The sequence below is a fragment of the Pseudomonas moorei genome (genome assembly GCF_042846945.1).
Taxonomy (GTDB): Bacteria; Pseudomonadota; Gammaproteobacteria; order Pseudomonadales; family Pseudomonadaceae; genus Aquipseudomonas; species Aquipseudomonas moorei.
On sequence record NZ_AP035776.1, the window covers coordinates 1,260,796 to 1,283,202 of the forward strand.

Genomic DNA, 22,407 nt, shown 5'->3' on the forward strand with positions numbered 1-22,407 from the left:
ACGGCTACTCCCCTGCACTCTCGGCGCAGCGTGAAGGGCCCGACAGTGTCGGGCCGCTAGCATCAGGCAGTTTTTTGCAGGCCCGCAACGGTGCGCGGCATGCCGACAAATCCTGGCAAGGCTTCTACCCGTGCCAGCCAGGCGCGGATGTTGGCGTAGTCGTCCAGCGAGACATTGCCTTCAGGTGCATGGGCGAGGTAGCTGTAGGCTGCCACGTCAGCGATGGTCGGCTCGCTGCCAGCCAGCCAAGGCGTATTGGCCAATTCATGATCGATCACCTTCAGCACGGTATGGGCGTACGCGATCGTTTCTTCAGCGTTGTAAGGTGCGCCAAATACCGTGATCAACCTGGCCCTGGCCGGACCAAAAGCAATCGGCCCGGCAGCCACCGACAACCAACGCTGCACCTTGGCGGCACCCACCGGATCGGTTGGCAACCAACGACCCTTGCCGTATTTCTGTGCCAGATAAACCAGGATCGCGTTGGAATCGGCCAATACCACGCCTTGGTCATCCAGCACCGGCACCTGACCAAAAGCATTGAGTGCCAGGTATTGCGGTTGCTTGTGTTCGCCCTTGGCCAGGTCGACGAAGATCAACTCGGTTGGTAATTGCAGTAGCGAAAGCATCAGCTCCACACGGTGCGCGTGGCCGGAACGGGGAAAGTTGTAGAGTTTGATGGCTTGCATGGTCGACTCCGCAGGGTGAAGAGCGCTGTTCGGTGGATCAGCGCAGGAGGCAGTCATCTTCTACCAGTCACCAAAACAACAGAATAACCAGCAAACGCAATCCATTATTTCAACCAGCGCAATAAACCATCAGCCGCTCAGTGCGGGGTTTTCCCTGAGCGCCTTCACGGTAAAGTCCACAAAGCTGCGGACGCGTGCCGGGGCATTGCGCCCTCCCTGATACATCACATGAATGGGCAAAGCCGGCATTTCGAAGTCGGCCAGGATGATCTCCAGCTCTCCAGCCGCGACCTTGCCCGCCACCTGATAAGACAAAACCCGAGTGAAGCCCAGGCCAAGGCTCGCAGCGGTAATGGCCGCCTGATTCGCCGTCACCACCAGCCGTGGTTCAGGACGGACATTCAGCGCCTCGCCATCGACCAGGAATGGCCAGCTTCTTTGTTGGCCTATCGACGATGTGGCGATGATTGGCGCTTTCGCCAGGTCTTGCGGATGTCTTGGCCTTCCGTGAATGGCAAGAAACTGCGGTGACGCGCAAATCACTCGTCGCACCTCACCGACTCGAATGGCGTGCTGATTGCTGTCGGGTAGCTCACCGATGCGCACGGCCACATCGATGCCCTCCTCCACCACACTCACTATCCGATCGACTAACAACGCATTGATCGTGACGTCGGGAAATTGCGTCAGAAAATTCACCATCAGCGGTGTGATGAACAGCTCACCAAACAACACCGGCGCCGTCAGCGTCAATTGCCCACGGGGTTGGGCATGACTGCCCGCCGCCGAATCCTCGGCTTCCTGGACCTCAGCGAGAATTCTCCGACAATCTTCAAGATAACGCTGGCCTGCCTCGCTCAGGTGCACGCTGCGCGTGGTGCGCGTCAGCAACTGCGTACCAATACGCTTCTCCAAAGCCGCCACCGCGCGGGTGACACTGGCTGCCGACATGCCCAGACGCCGCGCCGCCGCCGAAAACCCCTGGTCCTGAGCCACGGCGGCGAAGACCTGCATTTCCTGAAAGCGGTCCATGGGCATGTCCTCGATTCGGATAAAAAAATCGCAACCATTGGCTGCGATTTTTAGAGGGTTGGATCAGCTGTGGATAACTTATTCCACAGTCACCGATTTCGCCAGGTTGCGTGGCTGGTCAACGTCGGTGCCTTTCAGCACAGCCACGTAGTACGACAGCAGCTGCAGCGGGATGGTGTAGAGGATCGGCGACAGGATGTCGTGGATGTGCGGCATATGCACAACATGCGTGCCTTCACCATTGATCATGCCAGCCTGTTCATCGGCGAAGACGATCAGCTCGCCACCACGGGCGCGGACTTCCTGAAGGTTGGACTTCAGTTTTTCCAGCAACTCGTTGTTCGGCGCCACGGTGACGACTGGCATGTCGTTATCCACAAGCGCCAACGGACCGTGCTTCAGCTCGCCAGCCGGATAAGCCTCGGCGTGAATGTAGGAAATCTCCTTGAGCTTGAGCGCCCCTTCCATCGCTACCGGGAATTGCGCACCACGTCCGAGGAACAGGGTGTGATTTTTTTCGGCGAACAACTCAGCGATTTTCTCCACGGTGCTGTCCATGGCCAGCGCTTCACCGAGGCGGGTTGGCAAGCGACGCAACTCTTCGACCAGCGTTGCTTCAACGCTTTTGCTCAGCGTGCCGCGCACCTGGCCCAGAGACAGGGTCAGCAACAGCAATCCAACCAATTGCGTGGTGAAAGCTTTGGTCGAGGCCACGCCGATTTCGCGACCGGCCTGGGTCAGCAAGGTCAGATCGGATTCTCGCACCAGCGAGCTGATGCCGACGTTACAGATTGCCAGGCTGGCGAGGAATCCCAATTCCTTGGCGTTGCGCAGCGCGGCCAGAGTGTCGGCGGTTTCGCCGGATTGGGAGATGGTCACGAACAGTGTGTCCGGCTGTACCACTACCTTGCGGTAGCGGAATTCACTGGCAACTTCGACCTGGCACGGAATGCCAGCCAGCTCTTCCAGCCAGTAACGAGCGACCATGCCTGCGTGATAGCTGGTGCCGCAGGCGACGATCTGTACGTTGCGTACTTTGGCGAACAGCTCGGCCGCTTGTGGACCGAAGGCCTGCACCAGGACTTGAGTCTGGCTCAGGCGCCCTTCCAGGGTTCGCTGTACTACAGACGGTTGCTCATGGATTTCCTTGAGCATGAAATGACGGAACTCACCCTTATCGGCCGCTTCTGCGCCATCACGGTACTGCACGGCTTCGCGCTCGACCGCCTTGCCGTCAACGTCCCAGATATGCACGCTGTCGCGACGAATTTCGGCGATATCGCCTTCTTCCAGGTACATGAAGCGGTCGGTGACCTGGCGTAACGCCAACTGGTCGGACGCGAGGAAGTTTTCACCCAGACCCAGACCGATCACCAATGGGCTGCCACTACGGGCAGCGACCAGGCGATCTGGCTGCCGAGCACTGATCACTGCCAGGCCGTACGCACCGTGCAACTCTTTGACCGTTGCCTTGAGGGCTGCGGTCAGGTCTTCCAGGTCCTTGAGTTTGTGGTCCAGCAGGTGGGCGATGACCTCGGTGTCGGTGTCCGAAGTGAAGGTGTAACCCAAGGCTTTGAGCTGTTCACGCAGGGCTTCGTGGTTTTCGATGATGCCGTTGTGCACCACCGCCAGGTCGCCGGAAAAATGCGGGTGCGCATTACGCTCACACGGGGCGCCATGAGTCGCCCAACGTGTGTGGGCGATACCCAAACGACCAACCAGCGGCGCTTCGGCCAGGGCCAGATCCAGCTCACTGACTTTGCCCGGGCGACGCAGGCGTTCCAGTTTTGCGTCATTGGTGTAGACCGCCACACCGGCGCTGTCATACCCACGGTATTCCAGACGCTTCAGGCCTTCGACCAGGATGGCGGTGATGTTACGTTCTGCGACGGCGCCGACAATTCCACACATGCTATTTCTCCTGACTGACAGTCGCGCAGATCAATGTGATTCCACGCGCCTGTATCTGATTTCGTGCCTCAAGTGGCAGGCGATCATCGGTAATGAGGGTATGGACGCTGCTCCAGGGCAGTTCCAGGTTTGGGATCTTGCGGCCAATTTTATCGGCCTCCACCATAACGACCACTTCGCGGGCCACTTCTGCCATGACCCGGCTCAGCCCAAGCAATTCATTGAAGGTGGTTGTACCGCGGACCAGATCGATGCCATCGGCACCAATAAACAGCTGATCAAAGTCGTAAGAGCGTAGTACCTGCTCGGCCACCTGACCCTGAAAGGATTCGGAGTGCGGATCCCAGGTGCCGCCCGTCATCAACAGCACCGGCTCATGTTCTAGTTCGCTCAAGGCGTTGGCGACATGCAGGGAGTTGGTCATCACCACAAGGCCCGGTTGTTGACCGAGCTCCGGGATCATTGCCGCAGTGGTGCTACCGCTGTCGACGATGATTCGCGCATGTTCGCGAATCCGCACCACTGCAGCGCGGGCAATGGCCTGCTTGTACTTGGAGACCGACTGACCGTGATCGGCCACCAGTTCCTGGGGCATGGTGATTGCGCCACCATAACGACGAAGCAGCAGGCCGTTGCTTTCAAGGGCTGCCAGATCCTTGCGAATCGTAACTTCAGAGGTTTCGAAGCGCTTGGCCAACTCATCCACACTGACTTCACCCTGCTCATTGAGCAAGGCAAGAATGTTGTGGCGACGTTGAGGTGTGTTGCGTTTCGACATGACTGATTAAGTTTCGTTTCGAAAGATAACGAAACCAATAAAAACCTATTAACGAAACTTCGTCAACCCTGGTGTGATAAAGAGGTGCTGTGGATAAAAGCAGCGCGGCAAATCCCGCTCCGGCGGGAGCGAGACTTGCCCACAACGCGACTGATTGCCTGTGAATAACTTCAGACGATCATCAATGTGGATAACTCAGCTCTTCTTGATTTTCTCAGGCCGTTTCCAGCCATCGATATTCTTTTGGCGGGCACGACCCACAGCCAACTGCGCCTTATCCACATTCAGGGTAATGGTCGAACCAGCCGCAGTGGTTGCTCCGGAAGAGATATCCACAGGTGCCACCAACGAATTGTTGGAGCCGATGAACACATCTTCACCCAATATCGTTTTCCATTTATTCACACCATCGTAATTGCAGGTGATGGTGCCGGCGCCAATGTTGGTACGAGCGCCCACTTCGGCGTCTCCCAGGTAAGTCAGATGACCAGCCTTGGCACCTTCGCCCAAGTGGGCATTTTTCAGCTCAACAAAGTTACCCACATGCGCGCGAGCCTCCAGCACCGTACCTGGACGCAAACGTGCGAACGGCCCGGCATCGCTGCCTTCACCCAGAATGGCGCCTTCGATGTGGCTGTTGGCCTTGACCACCACGCCTTTGCGCAAGGTACTGTCCTTGATCACGCAGTTAGGACCGATGACAACGTCATCTTCAATGACGACCTTGCCTTCGAGGATGACGTTGATATCGATCAACACGTCTCGGCCAACCTTAACTTCACCACGGACATCGAAACGAGCCGGGTCACGCAGCGTCACGCCCTGCGCCATCAAACGGCGACCGGCACGCAATTGATAGTGACGCTCAAGTTCCGATAGCTGCTTGCGGTCGTTGGCGCCCTGCACTTCCATCGCGTCATGGGGTTGTTCGGTTGCCACCACCAAGCCGTCGCTCACCGCCATGGCAATCACGTCAGTCAGGTAATACTCGCCTTGGGCATTATTGTTGGAGAGCCGGCTCATCCAGCCGCCAAGGCTCTGGAATGGCAGGGCCAGAATACCGGTATTGCCTTCGGTGATTGCGCGCTCGGCTTCGTTGGCGTCTTTTTGCTCGACGATAGCGGTGACATTGCCCGCGGCGTCACGCACGATGCGGCCATAACCGGTCGGATCGTCAAGATTAACGGTCAGCAGACCCAACTGCTGTGGCGCAACTTTCTTGAGCAGGCGTTGCAGGGTTTCCACTTCAATCAGTGGCACGTCCCCATAAAGAATCAGCACCGTGTCGGATTTGATGAAGGGTACGGCCTGGGCCACGGCATGTCCGGTGCCCAGTTGTTTGTCCTGAAGGACAAAATTCAGATCATCGGCCGCCAGACGCTCACGAACAGCATCGGCACCATGACCAATGACCACGTGAATGCGCTGTGGATCAAGTTGTCGGGCGCTGTGGATAACATGACCGAGCATCGAATTGCCAGCGATCGGGTGCAGGACTTTCGGCAAGGCCGAACGCATGCGCGTGCCTTGACCGGCAGCGAGAATAACGATTTCAAGAGACATGACTGGCTACTAATCCTGGGTGGTCAGCGGCTGCGACCATAGTGGTGGACATCAGAAAAGAAAAAAGGGTAGCCGAGGCTACCCTTTTTAATCAATCACACAACAAGCGCTGCCTTAGCGGCCGAACTTCTTGCGGATCTGCTGGACGGTGCGCAGCTGAGCTGTAGCCTCGGCCAGACGTACGGAAGCAGAACCGTAATCGAATTCCGCGCCACGCTCATGCAATGCCTTCTCGGCAGCCTTAACGGCTTCCTTAGCGGAGGCTTCGTCCAGGTCGGCAGCGCGTTGCACAGTATCGGCAAGGACCTTGACCATGTTCGGCTGAACCTCGAGGAAACCACCGGAGATGTAATACACCTCCTCTTCCCCGCCCTGCTTGACCAGGCGGATCGGGCCTGGTTTCAGGTTAGTGATCAGCGGCGCGTGACCCAGAGCGATACCAAGATCACCCAGTGCACCGTGCGCAATCACCATCTCGACCAGACCGGAAAAAATTTCCCCTTCCGCGCTGACGATATCGCAATGGACTGTCATAGCCATCTGATTGCCTCAACCTAAATTAGCGCCCGTTGCCGGGCGCCGGGATTACAGTTTCTTGGCTTTCTCGATCGCTTCTTCGATGCCGCCAACCATGTAGAACGCTTGTTCTGGCAGGTGGTCGTAGTCACCGTTGAGGATGCCTTTGAAGCCAGCAATGGTGTCTTTCAGGGAAACGTATTTACCCGAAGCACCGGTGAAGACTTCAGCCACGAAGAACGGCTGCGACAAGAAACGCTGGATCTTACGAGCACGGTTTACCAACTGCTTGTCGGCTTCCGACAGCTCGTCCATACCCAGGATCGCGATGATGTCCTTCAGTTCTTTGTAGCGCTGAAGAACATACTGTACACCGCGAGCGGTTTCGTAGTGATCGTTGCCGATCACGTTCGGGTCCAGCTGGCGCGAAGTCGAATCCAGTGGGTCTACCGCTGGGTAGATACCCAGGGAAGCGATGTCACGGGACAGAACGACGGTGGCGTCCAAGTGGGCGAAGGTGGTCGCTGGCGACGGGTCAGTCAAGTCGTCCGCTGGTACGTATACGGCCTGGATCGACGTAATCGAACCTTGCTTGGTCGAAGTGATGCGCTCTTGCAGCACGCCCATCTCTTCAGCCAGGGTCGGCTGGTAACCTACTGCGGAAGGCATACGGCCCAGCAGTGCGGATACTTCAGTACCGGCCAGGGTGTAACGATAGATGTTGTCGACGAACAGCAGAACGTCGTTACCTTCGTCACGGAACTTCTCGGCCATGGTCAGGCCGGTCAGTGCTACGCGCAGACGGTTTCCCGGCGGCTCGTTCATCTGACCGTAAACCAGTGCCACTTTGTCCAGAACGTTGGAATCCTTCATCTCGTGGTAGAAGTCGTTACCCTCACGAGTACGCTCACCCACACCGGCGAACACGGAATAACCGCTGTGCTCGATGGCGATGTTACGGATCAGTTCCATCATGTTTACCGTCTTGCCTACACCGGCACCACCGAACAGACCGACTTTACCGCCCTTGGCGAACGGGCAAACCAGGTCGATAACCTTGATACCGGTTTCCAGCAGGTCGTTGCCGCCTGCTTGTTCCGCGAAGGATGGAGCAGCGCGGTGAATACCCCAGCGCTCTTCGGTGTCGATCGGGCCAGCTTCGTCGATCGGGTTACCCAGAACGTCCATGATCCGGCCCAGGGTCGCTTTACCGACCGGTACGGAGATGGCAGCGCCGGAATCGACAACGTTTAGACCGCGCTTCAAGCCTTCGGTGGTACCCATCGCAATGGTACGAACTACGCCGTCACCCAGCTGCTGCTGGACTTCCAGGGTAGTTTCCGCGCCTTGTACTTTCAGCGCGTTGTAGATGCTCGGTACGCTGTCGCGTGGAAATTCCACGTCGATAACGGCGCCGATGATTTGAACGATACGTCCGCTACTCATAGCTGGATCCTCTGAAAATTTGAACCGTTAAACCGCGGCAGCGCCGCCGACGATTTCCGAGATCTCTTGGGTGATCGCAGCCTGACGCGCCTTGTTGTAGACCAGCTGCAATTCGCTGATCAAATCACCGGCGTTGTCGGTAGCGTTCTTCATCGCGATCATCCGCGCAGCTTGCTCAGCTGCGTTGTTCTCGACCACCGCCTGGTACACCTGCGCCTCCACGTAACGCACCATCAAGCCGTCAAGCAGCTCTTTGGCATCAGGTTCGTAGAGATAGTCCCAGTGGTGCTTGAGTGCTTGATCCGGGGTTGCCACCAGCGGAACCAACTGCTCCACGGTAGGGTGTTGTGTCATGGTGTTGATGAACTTGTTGGATACCACGGACAAACGGTCAATACGGCCGTCCAGATAGGCATCCAGCATCACCTTGACGCTGCCGATCAGATCATTGATCGACGGCTCTTCACCCAAGTGGCTGATAGCTGCAACGACGTTACCGCCGAAGTTGCGGAAGAAAGCCGCACCCTTGCTACCAATCACGCACAGATCGATCTCGACACCGTTTTCGCGGTTTACCGCCATGTCCTTGACCAAAGCCTTGAACAGGTTGGTGTTCAAGCCACCACACAGACCACGGTCACTGCTCACGACGACATAACCAACGCGCTTTACTTCACGGTCGATCATGAACGGGTGGCGATACTCCGGGTTAGCGTTGGCCAGATGACCAATAACCTGGCGGATGCGCTCCGCATAAGGACGGGTAGCAGCCATGCGCATTTGTGCCCTGCGCATTTTGCTGACCGCCACTTTTTCCATGGCGCTGGTAATTTTTTGCGTGCTTTTGATGCTCGCAATCTTACTGCGAATCTCTTTTGCGCCTGCCATGTAACACCTATCAGGTTAGCAAGCGGGAGCCTTGCGGCTCCCGCTGCGGCTTACCAGGTTTGGGTGGCCTTGAACTTCTCGATACCGGCTTTCAGGCCGCTATCGATTTCGTCATTGAAGTCACCCTTCACGTTGATCTTCGCCATGAGGTCGGCGTGATCGCGGTTGAAGTAAGCAATCAGCGCTTGCTCGAAGCTGCCGACTTTGGTGATTTCTACGTCAGTCAGGAACCCACGCTCAGCGGCATACAGCGACAGCGACATGTCGGCGATCGACATTGGCGCGTATTGCTTCTGCTTCATCAGCTCGGTAACGCGCTGACCATGCTCAAGTTGCTTACGGGTCGCTTCGTCCAGGTCAGAAGCAAACTGGGCGAATGCCGCCAGTTCACGGTACTGAGCCAGAGCGGTACGGATACCACCGGACAGCTTCTTGATGATCTTGGTCTGAGCGGCACCACCCACACGGGATACCGAAACACCGGCGTTCACTGCAGGACGGATGCCCGAGTTGAACATGGCCGATTCCAGGAAGATCTGACCGTCGGTGATGGAAATCACGTTGGTCGGAACGAACGCGGAAACGTCGCCAGCCTGGGTTTCGATGATCGGCAGTGCGGTCAGGGAACCGGTTTTGCCGGTCACTGCGCCGTTGGTGAACTTCTCTACATACTCTTCCGAAACGCGGGATGCGCGCTCCAGCAGACGGGAGTGGAGATAGAACACGTCGCCTGGGTAAGCTTCACGGCCTGGTGGACGGCGCAGCAGCAGGGAGATCTGGCGGTAAGCCACTGCCTGCTTGGACAGATCGTCATAAACGATCAGCGCGTCTTCACCGCGGTCGCGGAAGAATTCACCCATGGTGCAACCGGCGTACGGTGCCAGGTATTGCAGCGCAGGAGATTCCGAAGCACTTGCAGCCACGATGATCGTGTTTTTCAGTGCGCCGTTTTCTTCCAGCTTGCGAACCACGTTGGCGATGGTCGATTGCTTCTGACCGATGGCTACGTAGACGCAGAAAATGCCGCTGTCTTTCTGGTTGATGATCGCGTCGATCGCCAGAGCGGTTTTACCGATCTGACGGTCACCGATGATCAGCTCACGCTGGCCACGGCCGACAGGGATCATGGCATCGACAGCCTTGTAGCCAGTCTGTACAGGCTGGTCTACCGACTTACGCCAGATCACGCCTGGAGCAACTTTCTCGACCGCATCGGTCTGGGTGTTGTTCAGCGGACCTTTGCCGTCAACCGGGTTACCCAGTGCATCGACTACGCGACCCAGCAGTTCCTTACCAACCGGGACTTCCAGGATGCGGCCTGTGCACTTGGCGCTCATGCCTTCAGCCAGAGACTGGTACGCGCCCAAAATAACGGCACCTACAGAGTCTTGCTCCAGGTTGAGGGCCATACCGTAGACGCCGCCCGGAAACTCGATCATCTCGCCAGACATAACGTCGGCCAGACCGTGAATCCGCACGATACCGTCAGATACGCTGACGACAGTGCCTTCGTTACGGGCTTGGGAGGTCACATCGAGTTTGTCGATGCGGCCCTTGATAATTTCACTTATTTCGGAAGGATTGAGTTGCTGCATTGCTCTGCTGCCCCTTCAAACTCAAGATTTCAATGCTTCGGCAAGTTTCGCGATTTTGCCGCGAATCGAGCCATCGATAACCAGGTCGCCGGCGCGGATGACAACACCCCCAATAAGGGAACTGTCTTCCTCGACTTGCAGGCGCACTTCCCGGTTGAGTCGTGCACTGAGAACCTTGGCGAGTTTGTCTTGCTGTTCTTGGTTCAATGCAAATGCACTGGTCACTTCCACATCTACCGACTTCTCCTGCTCGGCCTTGTACAGGTCAAACAGGGCGGCAATCTCCGGCAACAGCGGGAGACGGTCGTTTTCGGCAACGACGTGGATGAAATTCTGTGCCTTGGCATCGAACTTGTCGCCGCACACGTCAATGAACGTGGCGGCCTTTTCTGCGCTCGTCAGTCGCGGGGCCTTGAGCACGCGCAGCATGGTGTCGTCTTGCGACACCGCTGCTGCCAGGCCGAGCATGGCTGACCAATTGGCCAGTTGCTGGTGGGCCTGAGCGTGCTCGAAGGCCGCCTTAGCGTAAGGTCGGGCCAACGTGGTCAGTTCTGCCATGATCGCCCTCGCTTAGATTTCAGCAGCCAGTTGGTTAACCAGCTCTGCGTGCGCGTTTTGATCGATTGTGGCACCCAGGATCTTCGCGGCACCGCCAACGGCCAGGCTACCCACTTGGGCGCGCAGCGCGTCTTTGACGCTATTCAGTTCCTGTTCGATCTCGGCCTGAGCCTGAGCCTTCACACGGTCAGCTTCGACGCGAGCCTGTTCACGGGCTTCGTCGACGATCTGAGAACCGCGCTTCTTGGCTTGCTCGATGATTTCAGCTGCCTGAGCTTTCGCTTCGCGCAGTTGTTGACCCGCTTTCTCTTGGGCCAACTCCAGGTCGCGAGCTGCTCGGCTGGCAGCGTCCAGTCCATCCGCGATCTTCTTTTGACGTTCGTGCAGCGCCGTGATGACCGGAGGCCATACGAACTTCATGCAGAACAGTACAAAAATCAGGAACGCAACGGACTGGCCAATCAGGGTCGCATTAATGTTCACGCCAACACCTCGCAGTTACGTTGTCCATCACATCAAATTACTCGGAAGATCCGAGTAATTAGCCAGCGATCTGACCAACGAACGGGTTCGCAAAGGTGAAGAACAGAGCGATACCAACACCGATCATGGTTACGGCGTCGAGCAGACCGGCAACGATGAACATTTTAACTTGCAGCATTGGAACCATTTCTGGCTGACGCGCTGCGCCTTCCAGGAACTTGCCGCCCAGCAGGCCGAAACCAATTGCGGTACCCAGTGCGCCCAGGCCGATCAACAGTGCAACAGCGATAGCGGTTAGACCAACTACAGTTTCCATCTTTCCTCCCGACTTTTACGTCGTATGGTTTAGGTTTTTTAGATTAAAGCGGTAAAACAAATCGTTTCAGATGCCCCGTGAGGAGCACCCTCCCGTTTGACCGGGAGGGACATCAGACTAGTCGAGACTGGTCTTAATGGTTTTCTTCGTGCGCCATCGACAGGTAAACGATGGTCAGCATCATGAAGATGAACGCCTGCAGGGTGATGATCAGGATGTGGAACACAGCCCACGCCCACTGCAGAACTACGCCCAGGCCACTAAGCCAGAGCAGACCGCTGCCGAACATCACGGCGATCAAAATGAACACCAGCTCGCCGGCGTACATGTTGCCGAACAGACGCAGAGCCAGGGAGATCGGTTTTGCGATCAGGGTCACGAATTCCAGCAGGAAGTTCACCGGGATCAGCAGGGCTTGAACGAAGATGTTCTTGCTGCCGAACGGGTGCAGGGTCAGCTCGCCGATGAAGCCGCCGAGGCCCTTGACCTTGATGCTATAGAAAATGATCAGTGCGAAAACCGAGAACGCCATACCCAGGGTCGCGTTCGGGTCGGTGGTCGACACGGCGCGGAACGGGATGTGGTGGTCGCCGGAGATCAGGATGGCCAGCTGAGGAATCCAGTCGACCGGTACCAGGTCGACGGCGTTCATCAGGAACACCCAGACGAAGATGGTCAGTGCCAGCGGCGCAATCACCGGGCTACGGCCATGGAAGCTGTCTTTCACGCTGCCATCGACGAATTCGACCAATACTTCAACGAAGTTTTGCAAAGCCCCTGGTTGCCCGGAAGTCGCTTTCTTTGCCGCCATGCGGAAAAGAAGAACGAAAATCAGACCCAGTGCGACCGACCAGCCGAGAGTATCGACGTGGAAAGCCCAGAAGCCCATTTCCTTGGCTTCTGCTGCGGTGTGGGCAAAGCCCCAGCCGCCGGTAGGGTGCTGACCGAAAGTCAGGTTCTGCAAGTGGTGCTGGATATAGCCCGAAGCGGTTGTTTCTGCCATGGTTGCCTCAAACGCCCTAAGGTCTCGAAAGTCTTGTTCTCATCAGCAGGGGCGCGAACCAGCTGACCAGTTGGGTCAACACGAAGACGCCGAATACAGCTAGCGGCGCCAATGGCTTCACACCTGCAAACGTCAATGCAAAGAGCACTGCCGTCAAAATCAGTTTGCCCGCCTCGCCGGCATAAAAAGACCGGACGATGGCTTGAGCTGCTCGGGCACCGGAAAACCGAAATGCCCTGTGAGCGAAATAAACATTGGGCAGCAAGGCTATCAGGCCTCCGCAAAGTCCCGAGTACCCGGCAACGACTCCATACCATTGCCAGAGCGCCAAAGCGGCAATCAGCAAAATGACAAATTGAGCCATTAACACCGGAAATACTGCCAGACGATGGAACGGCAAGCGGTTTGGCGTGCGGGTTTCCATCACTATTGCTCTCCAATGGTCGGCTGCCGAAATGCAACAACTTGGCATAATTTGTGCCGACAAAATGCGCGCAGAGTATAGGGGCGGTTCAGCCCCTATTCAACTATCAGGTAGTGATTTCCGACTGCGCGCTACATGAGGAAATGTTTCAGCGAATATGAGCGAGTACACCTTGTAGCTCATCCAGGGAGTTGTAGCCAATTACCAACTGCCCTTTACCCTTCTTACCGTGGCGGATCTGCACCGCAGAGCCTAGGCGCTCGGCCAGACGCTGCTCCAGTCGAGCGATATCCGGGTCTGGTTTTACCGGTTCAACAGGCTCCGGTTTACCACTCAACCACTGGCGAACCAGTGCCTCAGTTTGGCGCACAGTGAGCCCGCGTGCGACAACATGTCGCGCCCCCTCAACTTGTTGATTATCCGGCAAACCGAGCAAAGCACGGGCATGACCCATTTCCAGGTCGCCGTGAGAAAGCATCGTCTTGATAACTTCCGGCAATGAAATCAGGCGCAATAAATTGGCCACCGTCACTCGGGACTTACCCACAGCTTCGGCCACTTGTTGCTGGGTCAGCTGGAATTCCTGCTGCAAACGCTGCAGGGCCACCGCTTCTTCGATCGGGTTAAGGTCTTCGCGCTGGATGTTCTCGATCAGCGCGATGGCAATCGCGGTTTCATCCGGTACATCGCGGACCATTGCCGGGATCGTTTCCTGACCGGCCTGTTGGCTCGCGCGCCAACGGCGTTCACCGGCGATGATTTCGAAGCGGCCACCACCGATCGGACGAACCACAATCGGCTGCATGACGCCCTGGGCCTTGATCGACTGCGCCAGCTCCTCGAGCGCCTGAGCATCCATATCGCGGCGAGGCTGGTACTTGCCGCGCTGGAGCAAATCCAGCGGCAGATGTTGCAGCTCGCGCTGATCGGCTTGTATCGCTTGTTCTTCCAGCGCGCTGACGGTCGGACCACTCAGCAGTGCATCCAGTCCACGTCCGAGACCTCGTTTCTTGACGGCCATGGGGATTCCTTAAGTTGGCTGGGCAGCGGCGATACGTGAGTTTTTGCGTTGACGACGAACCATCTCGCCGGCCAGAGCCAGGTAGGCAACAGCGCCACGGGACGATTTGTCGTACGCCAGCGCCGGCATGCCGTAGCTCGGAGCTTCGGCCAGACGGATGTTGCGTGGAATGACGGTGTCGTAGAGTTGCTCACCGAAGTGTTCCTTGAGCTGCGCCGACACGTCGTTCATCAGGCTCAGGCGCGGGTCGTACATCGTGCGCAGCAGACCTTCGACCTTGAGGTCAGGGTTCAGCAATTCGGCGATACGCTTGATGTTATCCACAAGGTCGCTCAACCCTTCCAGTGCGAAGTACTCGCACTGCATGGGGATAATGACCCCATCGGCCGCGACGAGCGCATTCAGCGTCAGCATCGACAGCGACGGCGGACAGTCGATCAAAATGTAATCGTAATTCTCGCGAATCGGCGCCAACGCACTGCGCAGGCGGCTTTCCTTCATCTGCATTTCCAGCAGAACCACTTCAGCGGCCGTCAGGTCGCGGTTGGCCGGCAACAATTGGTAACCACCGTGTTCGGAGAAGTGCATGGCCTGAGCCAGGTCGCATTCGCCGATCAACAGGTCGTAGACCGAGTTTTCCAGACCGTGTTTATCCACACCGCTCCCCATGGTGGCGTTGCCCTGTGGATCGAGATCGATCAGCAACACCCGGCGCTTGGTGGCTACCAGGGATGCTGCGAGGTTGATGCAGGTGGTGGTCTTGCCCACACCACCCTTTTGGTTCGCTATCGCGAATACCTTAGCCATTCTTGCTTGTGTTCCCAATCATGCCGTGCGGCGCAGTATCAGCAGATGGCGTTGGCCTTGGCAACCGGGTACGGCCAGGGCGTGTTCGCTATCGAGGTGGAAGTCTGCCGGCAATGCTACCAGCTCATCGGCGGGATGAACGCCCTTCATTGCCAGCCAACGTGTATCGGTGTCGCCGAGGTGGCGAGTCCAGTTGGTGAAGTTCTCCATGCTGCTGAACGCCCGGGAAATGATCCCGTTGAATGGCTGAGCAGGCTGGAAGGCTTCGACACGACTGTGGATAACTTGCAGGTTATCCAGTTTGAGTTCGAGTTTGACCTGGGTCAGGAAGCGGGTTTTCTTGCCGTTGCTGTCCAGGCAGGTCACCTGGGACTCTGGAAACAGGATCGCCAATGGAATCCCCGGCATGCCGCCGCCGCTGCCCACGTCGAGCCAGCGACCGTTTTCGATGAACGACATCACGCTCAGACTATCGAGCAAGTGACGGGACACCATCTCGTCCGGATCGCGCACGGCGGTCAGGTTGTAAGCCTTGTTCCATTTGATCAACAGGGCCAGATAACCCAGCAACTGCGCATGCTGGGTTTCGGTCAGAGCAACACCGAGCTGGCGAGCACCTGTGGATAACTCTTCTGCATGTTGCGAGGTGACCAACGAACTCAAGCGCTTTGCTCCAACTGACGGCCCGCGCCGCGTTTTTTCAAATGAATCATCAACAGCGAAATGGCTGCCGGCGTAACGCCCGGAATACGCGAAGCCTGACCCAGGGTTTCCGGGCGAGTCGCACCGAGCTTGCTCTGGATCTCTTTGGAGAGACCGGAAATGTTCGTGTAATCGATATCCACAGGCAGTTTGGTGTCTTCACTGGCCCGCAGACGAGCGATTTCATCCTGTTGGCGATCGATGTAACCGGCGTACTTGGTCTTGATTTCGACCTGTTCGGCGACCTGTGGATCGTCTGCGCCCCCACCGGTCACTGCGATCAGACCAGCGTAGTCGATTTCCGGACGGCTCAAGAGATTCAGCAAGTTGTATTCGTGGGTCAGCGGCGTACCGAATTTCTCTGCAATCGCATCACCTTGCTCAGTGCCCGGGCGTACCCAGGTGCTTTTCAGGCGCTGCTCTTCCAGTTCGATGCTTTCGCGCTTTTTGCAGAAAGCCGCCCAGCGGATGTCATCCACCAGACCCAGTTCGCGACCTTTTTCGGTCAAACGCAGGTCGGCGTTGTCTTCGCGCAAGATCAAACGGTATTCAGCACGAGAAGTGAACATCCGATACGGTTCTTGAGTACCGAGGGTAATCAGGTCGTCGACCAACACGCCGATGTAGGCTTCATCGCGACGCGGGCACCAGGCATCTTTGCCCTGCGCACGCAGTGCTGCGTTGGTCCCGGCCAACAAACCCTGGGCGCCGGCTTCTTCGTAACCGGTGGTGCCATTGATCTGTCCGGCGAAGAAGAGACCGCCGATCACCTTGGTTTCCAGGCTGTATTTCAGGTCCCGCGGATCGAAGTAGTCGTATTCGATGGCGTAGCCCGGACGCACGATATGCGCGTTTTCCATGCCACGGATCGATTGCACGATTTGCAGCTGGACGTCGAACGGCAAGGATGTGGATATCCCGTTCGGGTACAGCTCGTTTGTCGTCAGACCTTCCGGTTCGATGAAAACCTGATGGCTTTCCTTATCGGCAAAGCGATGGATCTTGTCTTCGATCGACGGGCAATAACGCGGGCCGATGCCTTCGATCTCACCGGCAGCGGAATACATCGGCGAACGGTCGAGGTTCGCGGCAATGATTTCGTGGGTGCGGGCGTTTGTGTGGGTAATCCAGCAACTGACTTGGCGTGGATGCTGTTCCTTGTTGCCCATGAACGACATCACCGGGATTGGCGTATCGCCGGCTTGCTCGGTCATCACCGAGAAATCCACAGAGCGGGCGTCAATACGCGGCGGCGTACCGGTTTTCAGGCGACCGACGCGCAGCGGCAGTTCACGCAGACGGTGAGCCAGGGCAATGGACGGTGGATCACCGGCGCGACCACCAGAAAAATTCTGCAGACCGATGTGGATAAGTCCACCCAGGAACGTACCCGTGGTCAAAACCACTGAATCCGCCAGGAAACGCAGGCCCATCTGGGTCACTACGCCGCGTACTTGCTCCTGCTCGACGATCAGATCGTCTGCTGCCTGTTGAAATATCCACAGGTTCGGCTGGTTTTCCAGAATTTCTCGGACAGCAGCCTTGTAGAGAATCCGATCGGCCTGAGCGCGAGTGGCGCGCACGGCTGGGCCTTTGCGGCTGTTCAATACGCGAAATTGAATACCACCTTTATCGGTGGCCAGGGCCATCGCACCGCCCAGGGCGTCGATTTCCTTGACCAGATGGCTTTTGCCAATGCCGCCAATAGCGGGGTTGCAGCTCATGGCACCGAGGGTTTCCACGTTATGCGTCAGCAACAGGGTTTTCACCCCCATTCGTGCTGAGGCCAGTGCTGCCTCGGTACCGGCATGACCGCCGCCGATGACGATCACTTCAAAACGGGAAGGGAAATCCACCACGCACCTCGTGCCTGCTTAAGTAGGTAATTCAGGAATAGTTTGAGCTCAGGTTTTTGGACCTGGTCGACAAGTATAGGGACTTCCCCCTTCCTAAAGAACCCTTTGCACAAAAATTAACCAGCTGTGGAGAAGTCGGAGTTATAGAAATTAAAAAGAGAGAAATTTATTAAATCTTTGTTTTTATGTTTATTTCTACTGACCTGCCTTTCTGTGGATAGATCGACGTAGCCCTTTATTTTCGATGTGTACAGCGATTCAAAACCCTGTGGTCATGTGCCAAGGAGGTCCTTGGATAACCGGTGTAAGCCTGTGGATTAAAGTAGTGGTTATCCACAGAGGCGGTTATCTTCAGTTTTCGGGCCTTGTTATCAACTGCCCTTAGCGGCGGTTATTCACAGGGCTTAATCCACAGAAAACAGCTGATTGAGCAAATCCAGGGCACAGAAAATCCGCCAGCGCGGAAAAACTCCGCTCGGCATAGCAGGCTGGTGTGGAAAAAAGGGAGAACAGACAGGCACGAATGGCCTGTCTGTGGACAACGAGGGGGGGTTATTTACCGATGCAGAAGCTGGAGAAGATCCGGCCCAACAAGTCATCGGAGCTGAAGGCGCCGGTGATTTCGCCCAAAAATTGCTGAGCCAGGCGCAAATCTTCGGCGAGCAATTCTCCAGCACCCGCCAATGTCAGTTGAGCGCGACCGTGCTCAAGGGAAGCGCTGGCATGTCGCAATGCCTCAAGATGACGCCGGCGCGCGCTGAAGCTGCTTTCCGAGGTCTGTTCATAACCCATGCAGGCCTTGAGGTGATCGCGCAGCAGCTCCAGCCCTGCGCCTGCGGACTTGGCGCTCAGGCTGATGGTGACATGGCCATCGTCACTGACATCCATGGCGATCGCTTCACCCGTGAGGTCTGCCTTGTTGCGGATCAGCGTGACCTTTGCCGGATCGGGGCGGGTTTCGAGGAATTCCGGCCACAGTGCGAAGGGATCCACTGCTTCGGGGGCCGTGGCATCGACGACCAGCAATACGCGATCTGCCTCGCCAATGGCTTTCAATGCCCGCTCTACACCGATCTTTTCCACATGATCATCGGTGTCACGCAGTCCCGCCGTGTCGACGACATGCAGGGGCATGCCATCGATGTGGATATGTTCGCGCAGTACGTCGCGGGTAGTGCCGGCAATTTCAGTCACGATTGCCGCTTCACGACCAGCCAGGGCGTTGAGCAGACTGGATTTGCCGGCATTCGGTCGGCCGGCAATGACAACGGTCATGCCATCACGTAACAACGCGCCCTGCCCGGCTTCGCGCATTACGGTGGATAACTCGTCGCGTACCTTGTCGAGCATGCTCAATACGTGGCCATCGGCGAGGAAATCGATTTCTTCTTCAGGGAAGTCGATGGCGGCTTCGACATAAATCCGCAAGCCGATCAGTTGTTCCGTGAGGTTATGCACACGCGCCGAGAATGCCCCCTGCAGGGAACGCAGCGCATTTCGGGCCGCCTGGGCCGAACTGGCTTCGATCAAGTCAGCAATCGCTTCGGCCTGGGCCAGGTCGAGTTTGTCGTTCAGGAAAGCGCGCTCGCTGAATTCACCCGGCCGGGCGAGGCGACAGCCCAATTCCAGGCAGCGCTTGAGCAGCATATCCAGAACAATAGGGCCACCGTGCCCCTGCAATTCCAGGACATCTTCGCCGGTGAACGAGTTGGGGCCCGGGAAATACAGCACGATGCCTTGGTCCAGCACCTCATCGTTGGCGCCGAGGAATGGCCCGTAATGAGCAAATCTTGGCTTGAGCTCACGACCACTGAAGGCCTTTGCCGCAGCACTGGCCAACGGCCCGGAAATGCGGACGATGCCAACGCCTCCGCGACCTTGGGCGGTGGCGACGGCGGCGATGGTTTCACGAGGAGCGCTCATAAACCGGTATCCAGACAAAAGTGACAGATAGCAAAACGCCCCACTAGGGGGCGTCTTGAGTGGTTATCCACAGTGTAAGTCAGGCAGCCGCTTTGGTAGCTGCTTCGATCTTACGAGTGATGTACCACTGTTGGGCGATGGACAGGCAGTTGTTCACTACCCAGTACAGCACCAGACCAGCCGGGAACCAAAGGAAGAAGAAGGTGAAGATGATTGGCATCAGCTTCATCACTTTGGCCTGCATCGGATCCGGCGGTGTCGGGTTCAACTGCTGCTGGATGAACATGGTTGCACCCATGATGATCGGCAGAATGAAGAACGGATCCTTGATCGACAGGTCTGTAATCCACAGGATGAACGGAGCCTGACGCATTTCGACGCTTTCCAGCAGAACCCAGTACAGCGATAGGAAAACCGGCATCTGCACGAGGATTGGCAAGCAACCACCCAGCGGATTGATCTTCTCTTTCTTGTACAGCTCCATCATGGCCTGCGACATTTTCTGCCGGTCATCGCCATGTTGCTCTTTCAGCGCGGCCAGTCTTGGGGCCACTGCACGCATGCGCGCCATGGATTTGTAGCTGGCGGCCGACAACGGGAAGAAAAGCCCCTTGATCAGCATGGTCAGGAAAATGATCGAGAAGCCCCAGTTACCCACAATGGCGTGGATATGTTGCAGCAGCCAGAAAATCGGTTGAGCGATGAACCACAGAATGCCGTAGTCAACGGTCAGCTCCAGACCTGGGGACAACTGTTTCAGCACAGCCTGGCTTTTCGGACCTGCGTACAAAACAGCGCTGGTTTCAGCCTTGGCACCTGGCGCAACGGTCAAGGATGGACCGGTGTAGCCAATGATGTAGTTGCCTTTGCTGTCTTTACGGGTCTGGACGACGTTGTTTTCGCCCTTGGCCGGAATCCAGGCAGTCACGAAGTAGTGTTGCAGCCAGGCTACCCAACCGCCGGTAACGTTTTCTTTCAGCTGTCCTTTGTCCATGTCCTTCATGGACACTTTCTTGTACGGCTCGGAACTTGTCCACAGGGCAGCACCCAGGTAAGTCGCGGTACCGGTGGCGGTGCTGGAAGACGGATCGGCGCTGGCGTCACGCTTCAATTGCGCGAACATTGCACCGGACCACGGCTGAGTGCTTTCGTTGTCGATCAGGTAGGAAACGGTGACGTCATACAGGCCACGCTTCAGGGTGAAACGCTTGATGTAATTGACGCCGTCCTTGCTGAACTTCAGGTCCACGACCAATTGGTCCTGACCATCAGCCAGTTGATAGATCTTCTTCTCCGAGGAGTAAACCGGACGACCGGCAGGACTTGCGTCCGGGCCGTTGCTTCCGATCAAGCCACTCTGAGCCAGATAAGTCCGCTCGTTGCCGTTATCGAACAGCTGGAATGGGATTTCCGGATGGTCCTGGCGACGTGGATACAGCGGCAATTTCAGCTGCGCAACATCACCACCTTGTGGATCGATAGCCAGATCGAGCACATCCGTTTTGATCTGGATGAGGTCGGTGCTTGCCGCTACCGGAGTTTCGGCAGGTGCGCTGGTATCGTTTGCGGCGCGTGGAATGTCGTCACTGACGGACGCTTTATTGCCAGTTGCCGTATCCGGGAGGCCCGGTGCGGAAGTACTGGAAGCAACATTCTGAGTCGGCAGGGCAGCCTGGCCATAGTCCTGGTTCCATTTAAGAACCATAACGTAGGACACGATTGCCAGGGCGACGATCAGGATCGTGCGTTTGATATCCATGATTACTCGGCCATCGAAGAAGAACGGGAGGTAGGGATAGGTGGAACCGGGTCATAACCACCGGGATTCCACGGATGACAGCGACCTAAACGACGAAAGGTCAGCCAGCCACCGCGCAGGAGGCCATGATTTTCGATGGCTTCTAACGCGTAGCAGGAACAACTGGGGTAGAAACGACAGTGATTGGCCATCAGGGGACTAATGGCATAGCGGTAAAACTGGATCGGAACGAGTGCCAGTTTACGCATCTGGACTGTCTACCCCTACAGTTTCGGTTTTCACTGCTGGTACCGGCGTGCTGCGTGCCAGTCGTTTCCAGAGCTTGCCGAAATGCTGAATCAATTCGGGGTTTTCTACGTCACCTAAACCTTTGCGCGCGACGATAACAATGTCCCAACCGACCAGTGAATCCTGGTGCAGGCGAAACGATTCGCGCATCAGACGTTTGAGGCGATTGCGCTCGACGGAGAGCTTTACGCTCTTTTTCCCGATAACCAGCCCGAGACGGGGGTGATCAAGATCGTTGTTGCGCGCAAGGAGCAGGAGATTTTTCCCCGGAACCTTGCCGGTAGGGGAGTCAAAGACTGCCTTGAAATGCCGGGGAGTAAGCAGACGCTTTTCCCGACTGAAGTCCTGACTCACCTCCAGTGCCGGATTATCAAACTGCCAGACGCGCACGACCTTTGGCGCGACGACGCGACAGGACGGCACGACCGTTCTTGGTAGCCATGCGAGCACGGAAACCGTGGGTACGAGCGCGTTTGATAGTGCTTGGTTGGAAAGTACGTTTCATTGTCGTGTTACCTGGTTCGTCCACAACGGGCCGGAATGGCCCCCGTTTTAAGAGACCGGGGATTCTAGAGAAAGCAAGCCTCTAGGTCAATTTCCAACCAACGTTTCTTATAAATAGATCTTCGGACGTTTTGCAGCGCGACCTTCCTTCGCCAAACATAAAATTAAAGAAGGAAAGTATTTAAAGCTTTTCTGTAAAGCTTATAAAAGCTAGGGTCGCGGTCATCTGTGGATAACTGGCTTCAGGCCTTTTAACACGTGATGTACAGAGAATGACAACTACAGTGGAAAACCGTGTTCAGCCTGTGCTGCACTGTCGGATAACCTGTGGGCGAAAGAGTGCCT

At 56.7% G+C, this 22,407-nt stretch carries 23 protein-coding genes; all 23 read right to left on the minus strand.

From position 1 onward, the window contains the following. Positions 1–62 precede the first annotated feature (62 nt). Complete coding sequence (locus ACGJAX_RS05980; RefSeq protein WP_390957861.1) at positions 63–689, minus strand: glutathione S-transferase family protein; 627 nt, start codon at positions 687–689, stop codon at positions 63–65. Between the two features lie 129 nt (positions 690–818). After that, the gene (locus ACGJAX_RS05985) at positions 819–1,721 is read right to left on the minus strand and encodes a LysR substrate-binding domain-containing protein (RefSeq protein WP_390957863.1); all 903 of its coding nucleotides are present in this window, start codon (positions 1,719–1,721) and stop codon (positions 819–821) included. A 78-nt stretch (positions 1,722–1,799) separates the two neighbouring features. Next, positions 1,800–3,632 (minus strand): glutamine--fructose-6-phosphate transaminase (isomerizing), encoded by a 1,833-nt coding sequence (gene glmS, locus ACGJAX_RS05990; RefSeq protein ID WP_247255219.1) that lies wholly within the window; start codon positions 3,630–3,632, stop codon positions 1,800–1,802. A gap of 1 nt (position 3,633) precedes the next feature. Beyond that, a complete protein-coding gene (locus ACGJAX_RS05995; RefSeq protein ID WP_390957865.1) occupies positions 3,634–4,410 on the minus strand; it encodes a DeoR family transcriptional regulator in 777 nt (258 codons plus the stop codon). Positions 4,411–4,605: 195 nt separating this feature from the next. Further along, a complete protein-coding gene (gene glmU / locus ACGJAX_RS06000) occupies positions 4,606–5,973 on the minus strand; it encodes a bifunctional UDP-N-acetylglucosamine diphosphorylase/glucosamine-1-phosphate N-acetyltransferase GlmU (RefSeq protein ID WP_390957867.1) in 1,368 nt (455 codons plus the stop codon). A 114-nt stretch (positions 5,974–6,087) separates the two neighbouring features. Beyond that, positions 6,088–6,513, minus strand: a complete 426-nt coding sequence (locus ACGJAX_RS06005) for a F0F1 ATP synthase subunit epsilon (RefSeq protein WP_090326923.1) — start codon at positions 6,511–6,513, stop codon at positions 6,088–6,090. Positions 6,514–6,558: 45 nt separating this feature from the next. Continuing rightward, entirely contained in the window at positions 6,559–7,935 is a 1,377-nt protein-coding gene (gene atpD, locus ACGJAX_RS06010; protein ID WP_090326926.1) for a F0F1 ATP synthase subunit beta, read from the minus strand. Positions 7,936–7,962: 27 nt separating this feature from the next. Continuing rightward, the gene (atpG, locus tag ACGJAX_RS06015) at positions 7,963–8,823 is read right to left on the minus strand and encodes a F0F1 ATP synthase subunit gamma (RefSeq protein ID WP_090326929.1); all 861 of its coding nucleotides are present in this window, start codon (positions 8,821–8,823) and stop codon (positions 7,963–7,965) included. A gap of 50 nt (positions 8,824–8,873) precedes the next feature. Then, on the minus strand, positions 8,874–10,418 hold the full coding sequence (gene atpA, locus ACGJAX_RS06020) for a F0F1 ATP synthase subunit alpha (RefSeq protein WP_090326931.1): 1,545 nt from the start codon (positions 10,416–10,418) through the stop codon (positions 8,874–8,876). A gap of 21 nt (positions 10,419–10,439) precedes the next feature. Further along, positions 10,440–10,976, minus strand: coding sequence for a F0F1 ATP synthase subunit delta (locus ACGJAX_RS06025; protein WP_090326933.1), 537 nt, complete (start codon positions 10,974–10,976; stop codon positions 10,440–10,442). 12 nt (positions 10,977–10,988) lie between these two features. Continuing rightward, positions 10,989–11,459 carry a F0F1 ATP synthase subunit B gene (locus ACGJAX_RS06030; protein ID WP_090326939.1) on the minus strand — a complete coding sequence of 157 codons (471 nt, stop codon included), beginning with the start codon at positions 11,457–11,459 and terminating at the stop codon, positions 10,989–10,991. A 58-nt stretch (positions 11,460–11,517) separates the two neighbouring features. Beyond that, positions 11,518–11,775, minus strand: a complete 258-nt coding sequence (atpE, locus tag ACGJAX_RS06035; protein WP_003097235.1) for a F0F1 ATP synthase subunit C — start codon at positions 11,773–11,775, stop codon at positions 11,518–11,520. Positions 11,776–11,908: 133 nt separating this feature from the next. Further along, complete coding sequence (gene atpB, locus ACGJAX_RS06040) at positions 11,909–12,778, minus strand: F0F1 ATP synthase subunit A (protein ID WP_007969902.1); 870 nt, start codon at positions 12,776–12,778, stop codon at positions 11,909–11,911. A gap of 16 nt (positions 12,779–12,794) precedes the next feature. Beyond that, complete coding sequence (locus ACGJAX_RS06045) at positions 12,795–13,202, minus strand: F0F1 ATP synthase subunit I (RefSeq protein WP_047535609.1); 408 nt, start codon at positions 13,200–13,202, stop codon at positions 12,795–12,797. A gap of 148 nt (positions 13,203–13,350) precedes the next feature. Then, on the minus strand, positions 13,351–14,223 hold the full coding sequence (locus ACGJAX_RS06050; RefSeq protein ID WP_047535612.1) for a ParB/RepB/Spo0J family partition protein: 873 nt from the start codon (positions 14,221–14,223) through the stop codon (positions 13,351–13,353). Positions 14,224–14,232: 9 nt separating this feature from the next. Further along, entirely contained in the window at positions 14,233–15,030 is a 798-nt protein-coding gene (locus ACGJAX_RS06055) for a ParA family protein (RefSeq protein ID WP_090326941.1), read from the minus strand. Positions 15,031–15,048: 18 nt separating this feature from the next. Beyond that, entirely contained in the window at positions 15,049–15,693 is a 645-nt protein-coding gene (gene rsmG, locus ACGJAX_RS06060; RefSeq protein ID WP_090326944.1) for a 16S rRNA (guanine(527)-N(7))-methyltransferase RsmG, read from the minus strand. After that, positions 15,690–17,588, minus strand: coding sequence for a tRNA uridine-5-carboxymethylaminomethyl(34) synthesis enzyme MnmG (gene mnmG, locus ACGJAX_RS06065; protein WP_390957872.1), 1,899 nt, complete (start codon positions 17,586–17,588; stop codon positions 15,690–15,692). Before mnmG ends, rsmG begins: the two co-directional genes overlap by 4 nt. Positions 17,589–18,140: 552 nt before the next feature. Then, positions 18,141–19,511, minus strand: coding sequence for a tRNA uridine-5-carboxymethylaminomethyl(34) synthesis GTPase MnmE (gene mnmE / locus ACGJAX_RS06070; RefSeq protein WP_390957874.1), 1,371 nt, complete (start codon positions 19,509–19,511; stop codon positions 18,141–18,143). 79 nt (positions 19,512–19,590) lie between these two features. Further along, positions 19,591–21,270: a membrane protein insertase YidC gene (yidC, locus tag ACGJAX_RS06075; protein WP_247255213.1), complete on the minus strand. Its 1,680-nt coding sequence runs from the start codon at positions 21,268–21,270 to the stop codon at positions 19,591–19,593. Between the two features lie 2 nt (positions 21,271–21,272). Then, positions 21,273–21,518, minus strand: a complete 246-nt coding sequence (gene yidD, locus ACGJAX_RS06080) for a membrane protein insertion efficiency factor YidD (protein WP_003213574.1) — start codon at positions 21,516–21,518, stop codon at positions 21,273–21,275. Then, positions 21,511–21,912, minus strand: a complete 402-nt coding sequence (gene rnpA, locus ACGJAX_RS06085; protein ID WP_027926203.1) for a ribonuclease P protein component — start codon at positions 21,910–21,912, stop codon at positions 21,511–21,513. Before rnpA ends, yidD begins: the two co-directional genes overlap by 8 nt. Positions 21,913–21,928: 16 nt before the next feature. Further along, positions 21,929–22,063: a 50S ribosomal protein L34 gene (gene rpmH, locus ACGJAX_RS06090; protein ID WP_003213577.1), complete on the minus strand. Its 135-nt coding sequence runs from the start codon at positions 22,061–22,063 to the stop codon at positions 21,929–21,931. Positions 22,064–22,407: the final 344 nt, after the last annotated feature.

What these genes read in the sequence shown, in the direction of transcription:
- ACGJAX_RS05980 (WP_390957861.1), bottom strand. Translation starts at nt 689, where the DNA reads ATGCAAGCCATCAAACTCTACAACTTTCCCCGTTCCGGCCACGCGCAC.
- ACGJAX_RS05985 (WP_390957863.1), bottom strand. Translation starts at nt 1,721, where the DNA reads ATGGACCGCTTTCAGGAAATGCAGGTCTTCGCCGCCGTGGCTCAGGAC.
- glmS (WP_247255219.1), bottom strand. Translation starts at nt 3,632, where the DNA reads ATGTGTGGAATTGTCGGCGCCGTCGCAGAACGTAACATCACCGCCATC.
- ACGJAX_RS05995 (WP_390957865.1), bottom strand. Translation starts at nt 4,410, where the DNA reads ATGTCGAAACGCAACACACCTCAACGTCGCCACAACATTCTTGCCTTG.
- glmU (WP_390957867.1), bottom strand. Translation starts at nt 5,973, where the DNA reads ATGTCTCTTGAAATCGTTATTCTCGCTGCCGGTCAAGGCACGCGCATG.
- ACGJAX_RS06005 (WP_090326923.1), bottom strand. Translation starts at nt 6,513, where the DNA reads ATGGCTATGACAGTCCATTGCGATATCGTCAGCGCGGAAGGGGAAATT.
- atpD (WP_090326926.1), bottom strand. Translation starts at nt 7,935, where the DNA reads ATGAGTAGCGGACGTATCGTTCAAATCATCGGCGCCGTTATCGACGTG.
- atpG (WP_090326929.1), bottom strand. Translation starts at nt 8,823, where the DNA reads ATGGCAGGCGCAAAAGAGATTCGCAGTAAGATTGCGAGCATCAAAAGC.
- atpA (WP_090326931.1), bottom strand. Translation starts at nt 10,418, where the DNA reads ATGCAGCAACTCAATCCTTCCGAAATAAGTGAAATTATCAAGGGCCGC.
- ACGJAX_RS06025 (WP_090326933.1), bottom strand. Translation starts at nt 10,976, where the DNA reads ATGGCAGAACTGACCACGTTGGCCCGACCTTACGCTAAGGCGGCCTTC.
- atpE (WP_003097235.1), bottom strand. Translation starts at nt 11,775, where the DNA reads ATGGAAACTGTAGTTGGTCTAACCGCTATCGCTGTTGCACTGTTGATC.
- atpB (WP_007969902.1), bottom strand. Translation starts at nt 12,778, where the DNA reads ATGGCAGAAACAACCGCTTCGGGCTATATCCAGCACCACTTGCAGAAC.
- ACGJAX_RS06045 (WP_047535609.1), bottom strand. Translation starts at nt 13,202, where the DNA reads ATGGAAACCCGCACGCCAAACCGCTTGCCGTTCCATCGTCTGGCAGTA.
- ACGJAX_RS06050 (WP_047535612.1), bottom strand. Translation starts at nt 14,223, where the DNA reads ATGGCCGTCAAGAAACGAGGTCTCGGACGTGGACTGGATGCACTGCTG.
- ACGJAX_RS06055 (WP_090326941.1), bottom strand. Translation starts at nt 15,030, where the DNA reads ATGGCTAAGGTATTCGCGATAGCGAACCAAAAGGGTGGTGTGGGCAAG.
- mnmE (WP_390957874.1), bottom strand. Translation starts at nt 19,511, where the DNA reads ATGAGCGCTCCTCGTGAAACCATCGCCGCCGTCGCCACCGCCCAAGGT.
- yidC (WP_247255213.1), bottom strand. Translation starts at nt 21,270, where the DNA reads ATGGATATCAAACGCACGATCCTGATCGTCGCCCTGGCAATCGTGTCC.
- yidD (WP_003213574.1), bottom strand. Translation starts at nt 21,518, where the DNA reads ATGCGTAAACTGGCACTCGTTCCGATCCAGTTTTACCGCTATGCCATT.
- rpmH (WP_003213577.1), bottom strand. Translation starts at nt 22,063, where the DNA reads ATGAAACGTACTTTCCAACCAAGCACTATCAAACGCGCTCGTACCCAC.